General features: G+C 58.0%; 15 protein-coding genes, 1 tRNA gene and 1 pseudogene. 15 read left to right on the top strand and 2 right to left on the bottom strand.

Annotation, left to right across the window (positions count from 1 at the left end; translation table 11 throughout):
* Positions 1-118 precede the first annotated feature (118 nt).
* Positions 119-862, bottom strand: a complete 744-nt coding sequence (locus VHE58_09055) for an ABC transporter permease subunit (GenBank protein HVS27423.1) — start codon at positions 860-862, stop codon at positions 119-121.
* A 1-nt stretch (position 863) separates the two neighbouring features.
* Positions 864-1,808: an ATP-binding cassette domain-containing protein gene (locus VHE58_09050; GenBank protein HVS27422.1), complete on the bottom strand. Its 945-nt coding sequence runs from the start codon at positions 1,806-1,808 to the stop codon at positions 864-866.
* A gap of 170 nt (positions 1,809-1,978) precedes the next feature.
* Here VHE58_09050 and VHE58_09045 point away from each other — a divergent pair, with 170 nt between their 5' ends.
* The 15 genes and pseudogenes from VHE58_09045 to VHE58_08975 all read left to right on the top strand — a co-directional run.
* Positions 1,979-3,739 carry a tetratricopeptide repeat protein gene (locus tag VHE58_09045; protein HVS27421.1) on the top strand — a complete coding sequence of 587 codons (1,761 nt, stop codon included), beginning with the start codon at positions 1,979-1,981 and terminating at the stop codon, positions 3,737-3,739.
* A 292-nt stretch (positions 3,740-4,031) separates the two neighbouring features.
* Positions 4,032-4,607, top strand: a complete 576-nt coding sequence (lolB, locus tag VHE58_09040) for a lipoprotein insertase outer membrane protein LolB (protein ID HVS27420.1) — start codon at positions 4,032-4,034, stop codon at positions 4,605-4,607.
* A complete protein-coding gene (gene ispE / locus VHE58_09035; GenBank protein ID HVS27419.1) occupies positions 4,604-5,440 on the top strand; it encodes a 4-(cytidine 5'-diphospho)-2-C-methyl-D-erythritol kinase in 837 nt (278 codons plus the stop codon). Before lolB ends, ispE begins: the two co-directional genes overlap by 4 nt.
* A gap of 7 nt (positions 5,441-5,447) precedes the next feature.
* Positions 5,448-5,522, top strand: a tRNA-Gln gene (locus tag VHE58_09030).
* A gap of 52 nt (positions 5,523-5,574) precedes the next feature.
* Entirely contained in the window at positions 5,575-6,525 is a 951-nt protein-coding gene (locus tag VHE58_09025) for a ribose-phosphate pyrophosphokinase (GenBank protein ID HVS27418.1), read from the top strand.
* Between the two features lie 133 nt (positions 6,526-6,658).
* Positions 6,659-7,297: pseudogene (locus VHE58_09020) on the top strand (50S ribosomal protein L25/general stress protein Ctc).
* 204 nt (positions 7,298-7,501) lie between these two features.
* Complete coding sequence (pth, locus tag VHE58_09015) at positions 7,502-8,074, top strand: aminoacyl-tRNA hydrolase (protein ID HVS27417.1); 573 nt, start codon at positions 7,502-7,504, stop codon at positions 8,072-8,074.
* A gap of 408 nt (positions 8,075-8,482) precedes the next feature.
* On the top strand, positions 8,483-8,833 hold the full coding sequence (locus tag VHE58_09010) for a four helix bundle protein (protein ID HVS27416.1): 351 nt from the start codon (positions 8,483-8,485) through the stop codon (positions 8,831-8,833).
* Between the two features lie 30 nt (positions 8,834-8,863).
* The gene (gene ychF / locus VHE58_09005) at positions 8,864-9,958 is read left to right on the top strand and encodes a redox-regulated ATPase YchF (GenBank protein ID HVS27415.1); all 1,095 of its coding nucleotides are present in this window, start codon (positions 8,864-8,866) and stop codon (positions 9,956-9,958) included.
* A 373-nt stretch (positions 9,959-10,331) separates the two neighbouring features.
* Positions 10,332-10,640, top strand: a complete 309-nt coding sequence (locus VHE58_09000) for a non-heme iron oxygenase ferredoxin subunit (GenBank protein ID HVS27414.1) — start codon at positions 10,332-10,334, stop codon at positions 10,638-10,640.
* 332 nt (positions 10,641-10,972) lie between these two features.
* Positions 10,973-11,965 (top strand): hypothetical protein, encoded by a 993-nt coding sequence (locus VHE58_08995; protein ID HVS27413.1) that lies wholly within the window; start codon positions 10,973-10,975, stop codon positions 11,963-11,965.
* A 343-nt stretch (positions 11,966-12,308) separates the two neighbouring features.
* Positions 12,309-12,917 carry a hypothetical protein gene (locus tag VHE58_08990; protein ID HVS27412.1) on the top strand — a complete coding sequence of 203 codons (609 nt, stop codon included), beginning with the start codon at positions 12,309-12,311 and terminating at the stop codon, positions 12,915-12,917.
* Between the two features lie 127 nt (positions 12,918-13,044).
* A complete protein-coding gene (locus VHE58_08985) occupies positions 13,045-13,191 on the top strand; it encodes a lmo0937 family membrane protein (GenBank protein ID HVS27411.1) in 147 nt (48 codons plus the stop codon).
* A 136-nt stretch (positions 13,192-13,327) separates the two neighbouring features.
* Complete coding sequence (locus VHE58_08980) at positions 13,328-13,549, top strand: hypothetical protein (GenBank protein HVS27410.1); 222 nt, start codon at positions 13,328-13,330, stop codon at positions 13,547-13,549.
* A gap of 145 nt (positions 13,550-13,694) precedes the next feature.
* The coding region (locus tag VHE58_08975; GenBank protein ID HVS27409.1) for a hypothetical protein at positions 13,695-14,311 on the top strand (617 nt) is incomplete at its 3' end.

Below are 14,311 nucleotides of genomic sequence, written 5' to 3'. Positions count from 1 at the left end.
TTGGTTTCGAGACAAGGCGCGAGCTTTGATCGAAGCGGAGTGTATATGAGCAATACATGAGCATTCGAGCAAAGAGAGCAACGCAGTATCGGAGCCAAAGACGAAGTTTTCAAAGGCTTCATCCGCGCAATCGGTCGGCATCAAGACGTCTTATCGCCAGCGCCAAAAAGGCAGTGGTGAAAAGCGCAAGGAATGCGATATCCGCGGTGTCGATCAAACCACGATTGAAACTTTCAAAATGCTTGAGCAGCGACATCCAGTGCAGCCAGCTGTCAGGCGCGCCGGCCGCCGCATCAAACACCCACAAACCGAGCAGCGCGCCCAGCGTGGCGATGGCGGCGACCACCGGCTGCGCGGTGAGGCAGGAGAAGAAAAGCCCCAGCGACGCATAACCTGCCACGATGAGAAACAGCCCCAGCACATTGCCGATTATCAGGCCGTAATCGGGCTGCGTGCCGAGGCCGAGCGACACCGCCATCAGCGCGGCAAGTCCGATTACCGCGGCGAGAAACAGCAGCAGACCGAGAAATTTTCCAAGGATGATTTCGGTCATCGAAAGCGGCGCCGAGAGAAGAAACGGCATGGTCTGGTTGCGCCGCTCTTCCGCCACCAGCCGCATCGACAAAAGCGGCACCGCCATCAACAGCACCACGGCGACACTGCCAAACAGCGGCATGGCGATGAATTCGGTGGCTCCCGGAGGGTTGCTGAGTTGCAGCAATTGCGGTTGCACCAGCAAAAAAGCGTTGACACGCGACAGGAAGATCCAGGCGAAAATGGTTTGCAATACTGCTATGACAATCCACGCCAGTGGCGAGGCGAACAGCGCTTTGAGTTCCTTGGCGGCAAGGGTGAAGATCATCTCAGGTGTCTTCTTCCTTTTGCGTGAGTTGCACGAACACGTCTTCTAGACTCGCCTGCTGCCGATTCAATTGATGCAGCCCCCAGTTTTTTTCCACGGCGGTTGTTACCAACGCGTCAGTGGGATCGGTTTCCGGGCTGAACCGCACATGGAATTGACCGTCGCCGCTTTTTTCAACCGCGGTCACGCCGGCAATACGTTCCAGCTCGGCAACCGGCGGAGGATTGCGCAAACCCACCTGCAGCATGTGCCCGGCCCGCATTTGCATGAGGCTGGCTATGCCACCGCTATAGACGCCTTTGCCCTGGTGCAGGATATGTACGCGGTCGCACACGGTTTCCACTTCGGGCAGGATGTGGGTGGAGAGAATCACGCTGTGTGCTCCGCCGAGTTCGCGAATCAAAGTGCGGATTTCGCGGATTTGGATCGGGTCGAGCCCCACCGTCGGCTCATCGAGTATCACCACTTCCGGAGTGTGCACGATGGCCTGGGCGATGCCCACCCGCTGCCGGTAGCCGCGCGAGAGGCCGCCGATAAGCTGCCTGCCCACATCGTTTAGCCCGCAACGCTCCTTGGCGCGGGCGATGGTACCCTGGATTTGCTTTTTGGCAACGCGGTGCAGCCTGGCGGCAAGCTTGAGAAATTCATCGACAGTCAGGTCGCGGTATAGCGGCGGGGTTTCCGGCAAATAACCGATCAACGCTTTGGCGGCCTTGGGTTTCTCGAAAAGATCAATGCCGCAAATCCTGACGCTGCCGCTGGAGGGCGCGAGGTTGCCGCTGAGGATACGCATGGTGGTGGTCTTGCCGGCGCCGTTGGGACCCAGAAATCCCAGCACCTCGCCTTTTTTAAGCTCCAGCGTCACTTCGGATACGGCGAGGCGCGGGCCAAAGGAACGCGACAAGGCCTGCGCCGAGAGGGTAATGGTTGAAATTTCTTCGCTCATTCGGCAATAAACTCGCGCAACTCAAGCAAAACCCGCGCGCAAGAAAAAATTGCACAAGGCGCGGGTCTCTTGTAGCGAGTGCAAAATATACCTAATATGTCAATATTATTAAAGGACTTCGGCGTAATCGAAACTTCTAAGTTTTTGATTATCCGTCTAGGATACCTGCAATGAAGCAAAAATTCCTTATTCTCGCTTTGTCGGCATGGTTTTGCGCGTGCGCCCAGCAGCCGCAAAAACCGATCCTCGGTACCACCGAGGCGAGCTCCGAGCCGCAAGCAGAGGACCAGCTGGAACAGCCGGATTCCACTCCCGCTACCAAGCCGGCCAATCTTCCCAAGCAGGAATTGAACGACAGCGTGCTTTATGAATTCCTGCTGGGCGAGATCGCCGGACAGCGCGGGCAGCTGAATATTGCCGCCAAGGCTTATCTCGATATCGCCGAGGCCACCCGCGACCCGCGCATCGCGCAGCGCGCCACTGAAATCGCGCTCTACGCGCGCCAGCCGGAAGCGGCGTTGCAGGCGGCGCGTATTTGGGTGGAGACCGATCCCGATTCCGCCAAAGCGCGGCAGACCCTGGTGGCGCTGCTGGTCGGCGCACGCAAGCTAGAGGAGGCGCGTCCGCATCTCGAAAAGCTTTTGGCCGCAGAAGGCGAAAACATCGGCCGGGGCTTCCTGCAATTGAACGGGCTGCTGGCCAAGACCGCCGACAAGAACGAGGTGCTCAATTTGGTGCGCGACCTGACCAAACCGCATCCGCGGGTCCCCGAAGCGCATCTGGCGCTAAGCCAGGCGGCGTGGAATGCGGCGCAATACGATATGGCGCTCAGCGAAGTGCGCAAGGCACTGGAGCTGCGCCCCGATTGGGAACTCGCCGCTTTGTTTCAGGGCCAGATTCTGCAGCGTGACTCGAACCACCTTGCCATCGACTACCTGCACGGTTATTTGAAAAGCCATCCCAAAGCCAAGGATGTGCGCTTAAGTTACGCTCGGCTCCTGGTCGCGGAAAAAAACTACCCCCAGGCGCGCAAGGAATTTCAACAGCTGATGGCCGATTTTCCCAAGAACGCCGATGTGTCGCTGGCGGTGGGGCTGCTCTCCATGCAGCTCAATGATTACGATGCCGCGGAGGCGAATTTCAAGCAGGCGTTGAGCCTTAATTACAAGGACCAGGACAGCGTGCGCTTTTACCTGGGCCAGGTGTACGAGGAGCGCAAGCGCTACGACGAGGCGCAGCGATGGTATGGCAGCGTCGGCCCCGGAGAGTTGTATATTTCGGCCCACACCCGCTATGCCAACATGCTGGGCAAGCAGGGCAAGCTGGCCCAGGCGCGCGAATACCTGCACCAACTGGAGCCGCAGGATTTGCAGCAAAAAATGCAAATCGTGCTCGCCGAGGCGCAACTGCTGCGCGACGCGGGGCGCTACCAGGAGGCGTTTGATCTGTTGGGGCGGACGCTGGAAAAAAATCCGAATTACCCGGACTTGCTCTACGACTACGCGATGGCCGCGGAAAAATTGAATCGCCTCGATGTGCTCGAAGACAATTTGCTCAAACTGATCAAGCTCAAGCCCGATTACGCGCATGCCTACAACGCATTGGGCTACACGCTGGCGGACCGCAACGAACGCCTGAGCGAGGCGGTGGAGTTCATCCGGCAGGCGCTGCAGCTCGCGCCGGAAGACCCGTTCATCATGGACAGCATGGGCTGGGTGCAATACCGCCTCGGCAATTTCAAGGAAGGGGCGGATTATTTGCAGCGCGCGTTCGCCAACCGCCCCGATCCCGAAATCGCGGCGCACCTGGGCGAAGTGCTGTGGGCGCAAGGCCGGCGTGAGGAAGCGCAGCAGATCTGGCAAACTTCGCTCAAGGACAATCCGGGCAACGAAACGTTGCAGAATGTGATGAAGAAATTCGCCGGCAAGTGATGAGGAACCTCTGATTAAGTCCTTCGCGAATTGCGTTGCTGGCAAAATACGGATGGATGCAAGGCGCGCGACGAAGGTCGTAGCCCGGACTACGAAGCCGAGGAGCGCAACGACGCAGACGCCGCATTTTGCCGTAACCCGGAGGGACGGGGCAATCCGGTCGCATGGCTTTGTTGTTCGTCGCTGGTTTGGCCTCCACCAAACGGCGCTCCTCACGCCTCGCCCAGCACCCGGATTGCACACCGTCGCAACCGCGTGGGACTTAATCAGAGATTCCCTAGGCCGCGTTGCGATGCTTGCGCTGCTGGTTTGCGGCTGTGTTTCCATTCCGAGTAAAACGCCGTCTCATCCGCAATCGCGAGCGCAAAGCCTGCACAGCGCGCAGCAGCACGGCTTCGAGTTGTCCGGGCGGGTGGCGGTCAAATACGATGAAAAAAGCTTTTCCGGCGGCGTGCGCTGGACGCACCGCGCGGATACGGACGAAATCTGGATCCTCGCGCCGCTGGGAAAAGGGGTCGCGCGCATCGTGCGCGATGGCGCGGGCATCACGCTTACCACCGACGACCAGAAAACCTACCGCGCGCGCGACGCCGAAAGCCTGACGCGCGAAGTGCTGGGCTGGAGCTTGCCGCTTGCGGGTCTCCAGTATTGGGTGCTGGGCGTGGCCGCGCCGCAAAGCCCGGCCGATGCGCAAAGCGACAATGAGGGGCGGATTGAGCGTCTCAATCAGGACCAATGGGAAATCGCCTATCTGCGCTATAAGCCGGAACCGGAAAGCGGCATGCCGGGACGCATTCAATTGCGCCGCGGCGATTTAAACATTAGCCTGATTGTTGACAACTGGACCATCTCTTCAAATTCACGATGAATATAGCCACCTTTCCTGCTCCGGCCAAACTCAACTTATTTCTGCACGTCGTCGGACGCAGGCCCGACGGCTACCATTTATTGCAAAGCGTGCTCCGCTTTGTTGATTTCAGCGACAGCCTGAGCTTCCGGGTTATGGAGGATGGCGCAATCCGCCGCGCCCGGGAGCTTCCCGGCGTGCCGGCGGAACAGGATCTCTGCGTGCGCGCGGCGATATTGCTGCAACAAGCTAGCGGCACGCCCCTGGGCGTGGAAATCACGCTGGAAAAAAAGCTGCCGCTGGGCGGCGGTTTGGGCGGTGGCAGTTCCGATGCCGCCACCACGCTGATCGCGCTCAACCGTTTGTGGAAATTGAATTTCAGCCGTGCCAGGCTGCAACAGCTGGGACTCAAGCTCGGCGCGGATGTGCCGGTGTTTGTGTTCGGCCAAAGCGCGTTCGCCGAAGGAGTGGGTGAGGTGTTGCAGCCCATCAACCTGCCGCCGGCGTGGTATGTGGTGTTGGTGCCGAAGGTCAACGTCTCAACCGCCGAGATTTTCGCGGATTCTACATTGACACGAAACATGAAACCCATCAAAATAAACAGCTTTTTTATAGGGCAGGGTCATAACGACCTGGAACCTGTAGTCTGCCGCAAATATCCGGAAGTGGCGCAGCATCTGGCCTGGTTGAAGCAGTTCGGCCCGGCCCGAATGACCGGCTCCGGGGCGTGTGTGTTTGCCGAGTATGCGCGGGAAGAGGAGGCACGCGCCGTGCTGGCGCGGCTGCCTCGCGAGATGAGCGGTTTTGTGGCGCGGGGCCTTGACCGGCATCCCATGCATGATCTTGCCTTGTAGCGAGAATTGGGGAGTCGCCAAGTGGTAAGGCACCGGATTTTGATTCCGGCATTCGTAGGTTCGATCCCTACCTCCCCAGCCAGGTTTAGAGAGTCTTTTAGGTGAAGCAGCCTCAAGCGATCGGGGGAAGCGGCGTGGCTTATGACAGTTTGATGGTGTTCACCGGCAATGCCAACCCCAAGCTCGCCGAGCGGGTGGTGAAACATCTGAACATCCATCTCGGGCGGGCCACCGTCGACCGCTTCAGCGACGGCGAAGTAATGGTGGAAATTCTGGAAAACGTGCGCGGCAAGGACGTTTTCGTGCTGCAGTCCACTTGCTCGCCGCCCAACGAAAGCCTGATTGAATTGCTGGTGATGGTGGATGCGCTGAAACGCGCTTCCGCCGGACGTATCACGGCGGCGATTCCGTATCTCGGCTACGCGCGCCAGGACCGCAGGCCGCGCTCGGCGCGGGTGCCAATCACCGCCAAGATGGTAGCGAACATGCTGACCAGCGCGGGCGTGGACCGGATGCTCACCATGGATTTGCATTCCGACCAGATCCAGGGTTTTTTCGACATCCCGGTCGACAATATTTACGCCATGCCGCTTTTGCTGGGCGATATCTGGAAACATGATCACCAGAATTTAGTGGTGGTCTCCCCCGATGTTGGCGGCGTAGTGCGCGCGCGCGCCGCGGCGACGCCCCTGGAAGCGGATTTGGCGATCATCGACAAGCGCCGTCCCAAGCCCAACGTGGCCAAGGTGATGAACATCATCGGCGAAATCAAAGGCCGCACCTGTATCATCATGGACGACTTGGTGGATACCGCAAACACGCTGTGCGAGGCGGCGCAGGCGCTGAAAGATCAGGGCGCGGCCAAGGTGCTGGCGTATTGCACGCACCCGGTGCTGTCGGGAAAAGCGGTCGAGCGCATCGAGAATTCGGTGCTGGATGAGGTGGTGGTCACCAATACCATTCCGCTGAGTGAAGCCGCAAGGAAATGCAAACGCATTCGCTGCTTGTGCGTGGCGGAACTCTTGGGCGAGACGATGATAAGAATCAGCCACGAGGATTCGGTGAGTTCGCTGTTTATGGAATGAATTTTAAACCGCCGAGCGCGCCGAGAATTTTTTTGTTCCCTCGGCGTTCCTGGAGTCTTGGCGGTTAAGGTAAGGTTTTATCAACGGTGTTGCCTGGTCGCGGGCAATACATTTTTTGGAGTGAATCATGCAAATCGAAGTCACTGCAACATCCCGCTCGGTGCAAGGTACGGGTGCGAGCCGCCGCCTGCGCCGTGACGGCAAGGTGCCGGGCATTCTCTACGGGGGAAAAGAACCGGCGCAGGTCATTGAGCTGGACCACAACGCGCTACACCGTCTGCTCAAACAGGAAGCGTTTCACGCCTCGATTCTCAGCATGAAGGTTGACGGCAAGAAACAGCGGGTGCTGCTGCGCAATGTGCATATGCATCCCTGGAAGCCGATGGTGATGCATGTGGATTTCCAGCGCGTGGCCAAGGACCAGAAGATTCACATCAAGGTGCCGCTGCACTTCATCAATGCCGAAATCGCGCCGGGCGTGAAAGTCGACGGCGGCATCGTCAGCCACGTGATGAATGAAGTGGAAATTTCCTGCCTGCCGGACAATCTTCCGGAATTTATCGAGGTTGATCTGGCAAGCCTCGAGCTCGGGGACTCGGTGCACCTTTCCAACCTGAAGTTCCCCCAGGACGTCGAATCCACCGCCCTGGTGCGCGGCAACGATTCAGTGGTGGCGACCGTGCAAGTGCCGAAGGTGATCGTGGTCGAGGAAGCGCCAGTGGCGCCTGCGGCTGAAGAAGCGGCGGCTGTCGAGGGCGTTACGGCCGAAGCTGCGGCTGCCACCGGCGAGAAGAAAGAAGGCGAGAAAGCAACTGACAAGCCGGAAGCTGGCAAGAAAGAAGGCGGCAAAGCGCCCGAAGCTGGCAAGAAAGAAGGCGGCAAGGCAGAGAAGAAATAATTCCTTTTGTTTGATCTTGCGAAGCCCGCCGTGCTTTATTAACGAACTGGCGGGCTTTGTTCATCCAAAGAAAGAAAAATGAAACTGGTCGTCGGTCTGGGTAATCCCGGCAAGGAACATACGGCCAACCGGCACAACGCCGGTTTCCGCTGGCTTGAGCGTCTGGTCGCGGAAAAGCGCGTGACGCTCAAGGCAGAGGCGCGCTTTCATGCGCGTCTGGGACAGCTTGGCCGCGAAGGCGAAGAATGCTGGCTGATGCAGCCGCAGACCTTCATGAATGACAGCGGCCGCGCCGTCGGCGCGCTCGCCAGATTTTACAAAATTCCCGCCGCAGAGATTTTAGTGGTGCATGACGAGCTCGATTTGCCTCCGGGCGTGGCGCGCCTGAAGCAGGGCGGCGGCGTTTCCGGCCACAATGGTCTCAAGGATATCGCTGCGCATCTGGGCACGCAGGATTTCTGGCGGTTGCGCATCGGCATCGGCCATCCCGGAGAAAAAGCGCTGGTGGTTGATTACGTGCTCGATCACCCGCGTGCCGGAGAAAAAAAGCTCATCGAGCAGGCCATTCACCAAAGCCTTGAAGTCTGGCCGCTGATTGCAGAAGGCAAACACCAAGCAGCAATGCTGCGGCTTCATACGAAGCCGACCTAAGGAACCTCTGATTAAGTCCCACGCGGTTGCGACGGCGGTTTTCCGGGATGGGATGCGCGAAGCGAGGCGCAGCCAAGGGTCATCCCCCTTGGCAAGCCGAGCGACAAAGCAGACCGCCCGGAAAGTCCCGTCCCTCCGGGTTGCGGTAAAATGCGGCGTCTGCGTCGTGCTCGCCGGAGCGTGGAGCCTCGGCACGTGCGACCGCGAAGGCGAGCGCTGGCCCGCTCCGCTGCACAGCTTCGCAGGTGCGGACGCTACGCGGGCCCTCCTCGGCTTCGTAGTCCCAGCTACGACCTTCGTCGCGCGCCTCGCATTCATCCGCATTTTACCTGCAACGCAATTCGCGGAGGACTTAATCAGAGGTTCCCTAAGTGTTGAGGGTTAAGAGTTGAGTGTTGAGAGTTATCGATGCGTCGCACTTATCACGACTTGATTGTATGGCAAAGAGCAATTCGTCTTGCCAAAGAGGCCTATGCTATCTCCGAAGGCTTCCCGAGTGCCGAGCGTTTTGGGCTATCAAGTCAGATGCGTCGTTCGGCAGTATCTGTAGCAAGCAATATCGCCGAGGGCTCCTCAAGGGGTACCAAACGCGAGTTCATCCAGTTCTTAAACATTGCCCGTGGATCGTTGGCTGAACTCGAAACGCAAATAACGATCGCAGAGGAACTAGGCCTGATTTCTGATGCAAAGCAAATCCGCGCGCTGACCGACGAGATTTTCGGATTACTGAACGGGTTGATTAAATCAATGCGCCGCTAAACCCTCAACCCTGAACACTCAACTCTCAACATGTCTTTAAAATGCGGGATCGTCGGCTTGCCCAACGTCGGCAAGTCCACTTTGTTCAACGCGCTGACCAAGGCGGGAATCGCCGCTGAGAACTATCCTTTCTGCACCATCGAGCCCAACGTCGGCATCGTCGAGTTGCCCGATGCGCGCTTGCAGGCGCTGGCCGACATCGCGAAACCCCAGAAAGTCCAGCCTGCGCTGGTTGAGTTCGTGGACATTGCGGGTTTGGTGGCTGGCGCATCCAAAGGCGAAGGGTTGGGCAACCAGTTTCTCGCCCACATCCGCGAAACCGACGGCGTGGTGCAGGTGGTGCGCTGCTTCGTGAACGAGAACGTGGTGCATGTCGCCGGCAAGATTGATCCCGTCGCCGACATCGAGGTCGTCAACACCGAGCTCGCGCTCGCCGATCTGGCGACAGTCGAAAAGCAGTACGCGCGCTACGCCAAGGTCGCGAAAACGGGCGGCGACAAGGAAGCGCAGCGCATCGTTGCCATGCTCGACAAAATTCAGCCCGTGCTTGATCAGGCAAAGCCGGCACGCAGCGTGCGCCTTGCCAAGGAGGAGTTGGCGGTTCTGAAACCGCTGTTTTTATTGACCGCGAAACCGACGATGTACGTGGCCAATGTCGCGGAAGATGGATTTGAGGGCAATCCACTGCTTGACCAGGTGCGGGCACAAGCCAAGATGGAAAACGCTCCGGTAGTGGCGATATCCGCAGCGCTGGAAGCCGAAATCGCCGATTTGCCGCTGGAAGAAAAACAGGTGTTCCTCGCCGATATGGGACTGAAAGAACCCGGACTTAACCGCTTAATTCGCGTCGCTTTTGATTTGCTGGGCTTGCAAACCTATTTCACCGCCGGCCCGAAGGAAGTGCGCGCCTGGACGATACATAAGGGCGATACCGCGCCGCAGGCAGCAGGCGTGATTCACACCGATTTCGAGAAAGGTTTCATCCGTGCCGAGGTGATTGCTTATGCGGACTACATCGCCTGCAAGGGCGAGCAAGGAGCGAAAGAAGCGGGAAAGATGAAATTGGAAGGCAAGGATTACGTGGTGCAGGATGGCGATGTCGTGCACTTCCGCTTCAATGTCTAGCAGGCCGCTGAAAAACTGCTGCGGACCCCATCTGCTTTGTCAAAAGTTCGCTCATTCCTCGCCGTACTTCCTCTGTACTGTCTCGTCGTTCGCTCACTTTTTTCGCGCATCTTGGCTTCCTCGTGACGTTTTTCAGCGGCCTGGCGGTTAGACTCGAATGCTAAACCGATCGCGGCAGTCCTGGGACGGAGAACGGCGGTATGTGAATGCGGACTTCCTACGTGAGTACATCGGGGATATCATCACACCAATCTTCTATCTCGCGGGACCGCCGGGGCTGGTCGCCGGTATTACCAAAGCCGTGATCGAAGCGGGCGCAGATCCTACGCGCGTCCGGTCTGAGGAATTTGAAGGCTACTGAAGGAGGTGAGCTATGGCAGGATTCGTGAAGGTATTGAAGACGGAGGACCTCGCCCCCGGGCAGGGGAAGATGGTAGAGGTGAGCGGCAAAAAGATTGCCCTCTTCAACGTGGACGGGGACTACTATGCGATCGACGACACATGCACCCACAAAGGCGGCCCGCTATCGGAGGGTGAGCTCGCGGGTAGAGAGGTAACCTGCCCCTGGCACGGCGCGACTTTCGATGTGACAACCGGCGAAGTGCTGGGGCCTCCGGCACCCGAAGGGGTTGCCCGGTACAACGTTAGGGTTTCGGGCGATAGCATCGAAATCGAAATCTGAAAGCCCGCCGATCTTCGGGACATCGGAGCCCCGCGTAGAGGCCCAGTCCTCTTTACGTTCTCTACGCGGCCCCGCGGCCCAAGCCACGACAGCTCGATGCAATACTGCTGCGCGGCCGATCTGCGGTGTTGCGCGCTCGCTCAAGGCTCGCCGTACTCTCTTTGTACTGTCTCGCCTTTCGCTCGCCCGCGCCTAGCATCTCGGCCTGCTCGCAACGTTTTGCATCGACCTGCAATGTGCTAAATTGTTGTTTAAGAATTAACCCTCATTTCTGGGTAATGTTTTACCCCATAAATAGGGTCTAATTTAAAGCAGACCTGCGTTGCAAACATATGGCAGACGATCCACCAGCCCCACAAGCCAACGAGTTGAGAATTACGTCAACGGCGGATATCACTTCTCGCCCGCGGTACACCGACGACGTGATTCCAGAACGGAACCCGTTTAAGCGAATCATCAAACCCTACTACCTGCACGTTCCGATGCAATGTGGAATTGGTAGCTGTAAGACTTGGCACAACGACGGTTTTCTGGTGGAGCTCGAAAACGGCGACGAAACAAACATTGGTCACGTATGCGGGGGGAAATACTTCGGAACACGGTTTCTTGATGGGGTTGAGAGCTACACCCGGGGAAAGCTTCTGCCCGAGCTTCGTCTGAGACTCGGCCTTGAAAAGCCCAAGATCAATGCTGCACTACCTCAACTACGAACTTGGTGTGAACTCGAAAGCCAAGTTCTTGGTAAGCAGCGCCGGAATTTTAGGCGCATATTCCCGACCCTTAGCAAAGAACTCTCCCGGCGCGCGTCTCGCGGCGACGTGGCCGTAACCACACATAGGGAGCGGTCGAACGAGGAAATTGAAAGGCTGGGCGCACTAAATCCGAACGTTCCCCGTGAGCGGTTTCGATATGAGGAGGTTCGGGTGGCTGAATTGCAAGGCATTCGAACTTTTGACCACAACCTGCATGAACTCTTGCACACAACGCTTCTTGGAAAAGCACAAGAGTTTCTCGATGCCCCGCTCGCCACACTAAAGCTCCAGAAACTTATAGAATGGGACAGCTGGTCCCGAATCTTCGATGACGAAATGTCGCGCGCCCGCACTGTATTGACAGACGCACAAAACTTCTTTTCCTCAAACAATTTCGAGGCACTGCGCCAGCTCGGAGGATCCCCTGACGAACAAAGGATTTTACGTGTTACATCTCCCGAGAAGCTTTCTCAAGGGAACCCCAGGGATCTGTTAACCAAGGATGTTGAAAAGACACTCAACCGACAGCAACGCCGCCAACTTATGCACGGTAGTCGCAACCGGAAACAGTGAAAGTTTCCGACATTGTGCGTGCCCGTACCATGGGGCCAACTAACCAGCGCATAGAGCGGACCGGCGGGGAAGCAGCCTGCCACGTGCTCGCGCTGCAGCACGTCGCGTACCTGGTCCAGGAGCCTGGGTTTAGCTATCGTTTGTGGCCGCGAATACGGCCTATCTGGTTTTGGCATGCGAATCGGGGTTTTGTCAGGGCATTTAGTGTGCCATGCTCCCATAACGGATTGATCAGCTTGAAGGACGACAAAGACGGATGCAGAATAGGGTATCTAGACACCGTTTTTCGGCGGTCGACATTAAGTTAGCCGTTGCAAGGAACAATCACAGGGAGGGGCGCATCATGAGTTCAGAATCATCTGCAGCTACGCCGGCGCGGAGTCCTGTATTTGTTGCATCGGTGATCGCGACTGGGGTGCTGGCGGTCGGACTGGTCATAGTCGCCGCGCTTTATTTTCAAGCCACGACGGAACTCGCGGCCACAAAGGCTGAATTGGCCAAGGAGGTTGCTCGCGCTGCGGAATTGAAGACCGATCTGAACTCCGCACGCACTGAGCTTCAATCGCTCGCGGCTCAGTCGACCAAACTCAAATCCGAGATGGAAGCGAAAGAACAGGTCTTGGCTGAGGAAAAATCTCGCGCTGAATCGGCCACAACCGCACTAGAGCGCGAAAAGGCGCGCCCGCCTGCTGTTCCTGTTCGCGTCGAATTTCGGCGGTCCGGGATGGGTCGAGGATTGGTTGGCATCTTCTCCAATTACTCATCCAAACAGCTTCCTGTTGTCATCGCGCTCCATAATCCGACCACTGGCCTACGAAAGCAGTTGTCAATCCAGATAGCGCCAGGATCAAGGGCGGAATTGGGGCATCTTGAAGGGTGGCAGTTCGCATCGGGCGATCAGGTCGCAATTGGAAGCGCTGGCCATGAGGCATTGCGAGTCACCGTGCCATAAGTCAGCGGCTAACCCGGCGCCCAACTCGGACGTGCGCAGAAGCGGCGCGCGCCGGTTGGCTCCACGTTAGGCGGCAGTGGGCCGCTAGATTTACGATTCGCCAAGTTATGGCAAAAGGAGAAGCAAAATGCTCGAGACCATTGCAGTCGTCATGGTTGTCCTCTGGCTTCTGGGTTTTGTCACCTCGTACACCATGGGTGGATTCATTCATGTCCTCTTGGTCATCGCGGTCGTGGTGATTCTGATTCGTGTCATTCAAGGTCGACGCCTGTAACGACCCTGGAATGGTTCTATGCAGCGGGGCACTGGGCAGAGCGGTCCGGCTGCTCGCGGTCCCGGTTTTGATAGTCACTCCCTGGCGCGCTGTCCGTGGTGGGGATCCAAGAGTTTCTTTACTAGGAGGAGACGAAATGAACGCAGTCAAGATTGTGGCAATCGTGCTGATCGTGGCCGGCGTCCTGGGGTTGGTGTATGGCAGTTTCAGCTACACCAAGGAGACCCATGAGGCCACGCTGGGACCGATCAAGCTTTCGGTAACGGACAAGGAGACGGTCAACGTCCCAGTTTGGGCTGGCGTGGGGGCGATAGTGATTGGCGGCGTGCTCCTGCTTTTTGGAAGCAAGAAGAGCTAGCCGCTGCACCTGCTGCCTAACAAGGCGCCCCAGCCGACGTCCTTGTCGCCGCTTCGCGGCGACAAGGACGCGCCTGAGCTTGGGCGTTAGGCCGCTCAGACCCCGTGAGCATAGACTACAATCACAAACTCGAAAGGAGACAACCATGAAATCCGAACGTAGGATCCGTTGGTCCGCAGCCGTCTCCGCCACCGCGCTGTTTCTCTGCGCCACGCTGATCAGTGCCACCGCCGCGGAGGACTTCAGCGCTCTGGTCAAACGCTTGCAGCAGGAGAAACCCGAGTTCGCCAAGCGCCATCAGGCGTTGCTCGCGGAGCGCTACGAGCTTGCTGACCGCGCTGCCCCGGGTGTCACGATGTCCCGCGGGAAGCCCGTGCAGGAGGGGGTTCGCGTGAAGCTGCCCAAGGACATGACATGGGAGAGGCTCGCCGCCATGTCGCCAGAGGACATCAAGACCAAGGATCTCTGGCCAGCGGGCTTTTTCCCCCTGCCGCATCCCCACCACGAAGCGGGCGGAATGATCTTCCCCAAATTCCTCATCGAGGAAACGAAGAAGCAGACCGATCGGGATCTAACTCGCTTCGACCTCGACTTCGACTTGCCGGATCATTTCCTGCCCGAGTTCCCGGCACCGATCTATCTGACGACGCGGCCGGATCTGGGCGACGTCTCGCAAGGGAAACTGGTGACGCTCAGCAACTTCAACGAATTGTTCAAAGACATCCTCAATCCCAAGCAACTCGAAGGATTGCGGTTGCTGGT

The sequence above is a fragment of the Burkholderiales bacterium genome (assembly GCA_035543335.1).
GTDB lineage: Bacteria > Pseudomonadota > Gammaproteobacteria > Burkholderiales > JAHFRG01 > JAHFRG01.
The sequence above is the reverse complement of the archived record's forward strand: the minus strand, read 5'-3'. Positions and strand labels throughout refer to the sequence as shown.

Coding starts and splice junctions, on each gene's coding strand:
- VHE58_09055 (HVS27423.1), bottom strand. CDS start 862: ATGATCTTCACCCTTGCCGCCAAGGAACTCAAAGCGCTGTTCGCCTCG.
- VHE58_09050 (HVS27422.1), bottom strand. CDS start 1,808: ATGAGCGAAGAAATTTCAACCATTACCCTCTCGGCGCAGGCCTTGTCG.
- VHE58_09045 (HVS27421.1), top strand. CDS start 1,979: ATGAAGCAAAAATTCCTTATTCTCGCTTTGTCGGCATGGTTTTGCGCG.
- lolB (HVS27420.1), top strand. CDS start 4,032: ATGCTTGCGCTGCTGGTTTGCGGCTGTGTTTCCATTCCGAGTAAAACG.
- ispE (HVS27419.1), top strand. CDS start 4,604: ATGAATATAGCCACCTTTCCTGCTCCGGCCAAACTCAACTTATTTCTG.
- pth (HVS27417.1), top strand. CDS start 7,502: ATGAAACTGGTCGTCGGTCTGGGTAATCCCGGCAAGGAACATACGGCC.
- VHE58_09010 (HVS27416.1), top strand. CDS start 8,483: ATGCGTCGCACTTATCACGACTTGATTGTATGGCAAAGAGCAATTCGT.
- ychF (HVS27415.1), top strand. CDS start 8,864: ATGTCTTTAAAATGCGGGATCGTCGGCTTGCCCAACGTCGGCAAGTCC.
- VHE58_09000 (HVS27414.1), top strand. CDS start 10,332: ATGGCAGGATTCGTGAAGGTATTGAAGACGGAGGACCTCGCCCCCGGG.
- VHE58_08995 (HVS27413.1), top strand. CDS start 10,973: ATGGCAGACGATCCACCAGCCCCACAAGCCAACGAGTTGAGAATTACG.
- VHE58_08990 (HVS27412.1), top strand. CDS start 12,309: ATGAGTTCAGAATCATCTGCAGCTACGCCGGCGCGGAGTCCTGTATTT.
- VHE58_08985 (HVS27411.1), top strand. CDS start 13,045: ATGCTCGAGACCATTGCAGTCGTCATGGTTGTCCTCTGGCTTCTGGGT.
- VHE58_08980 (HVS27410.1), top strand. CDS start 13,328: ATGAACGCAGTCAAGATTGTGGCAATCGTGCTGATCGTGGCCGGCGTC.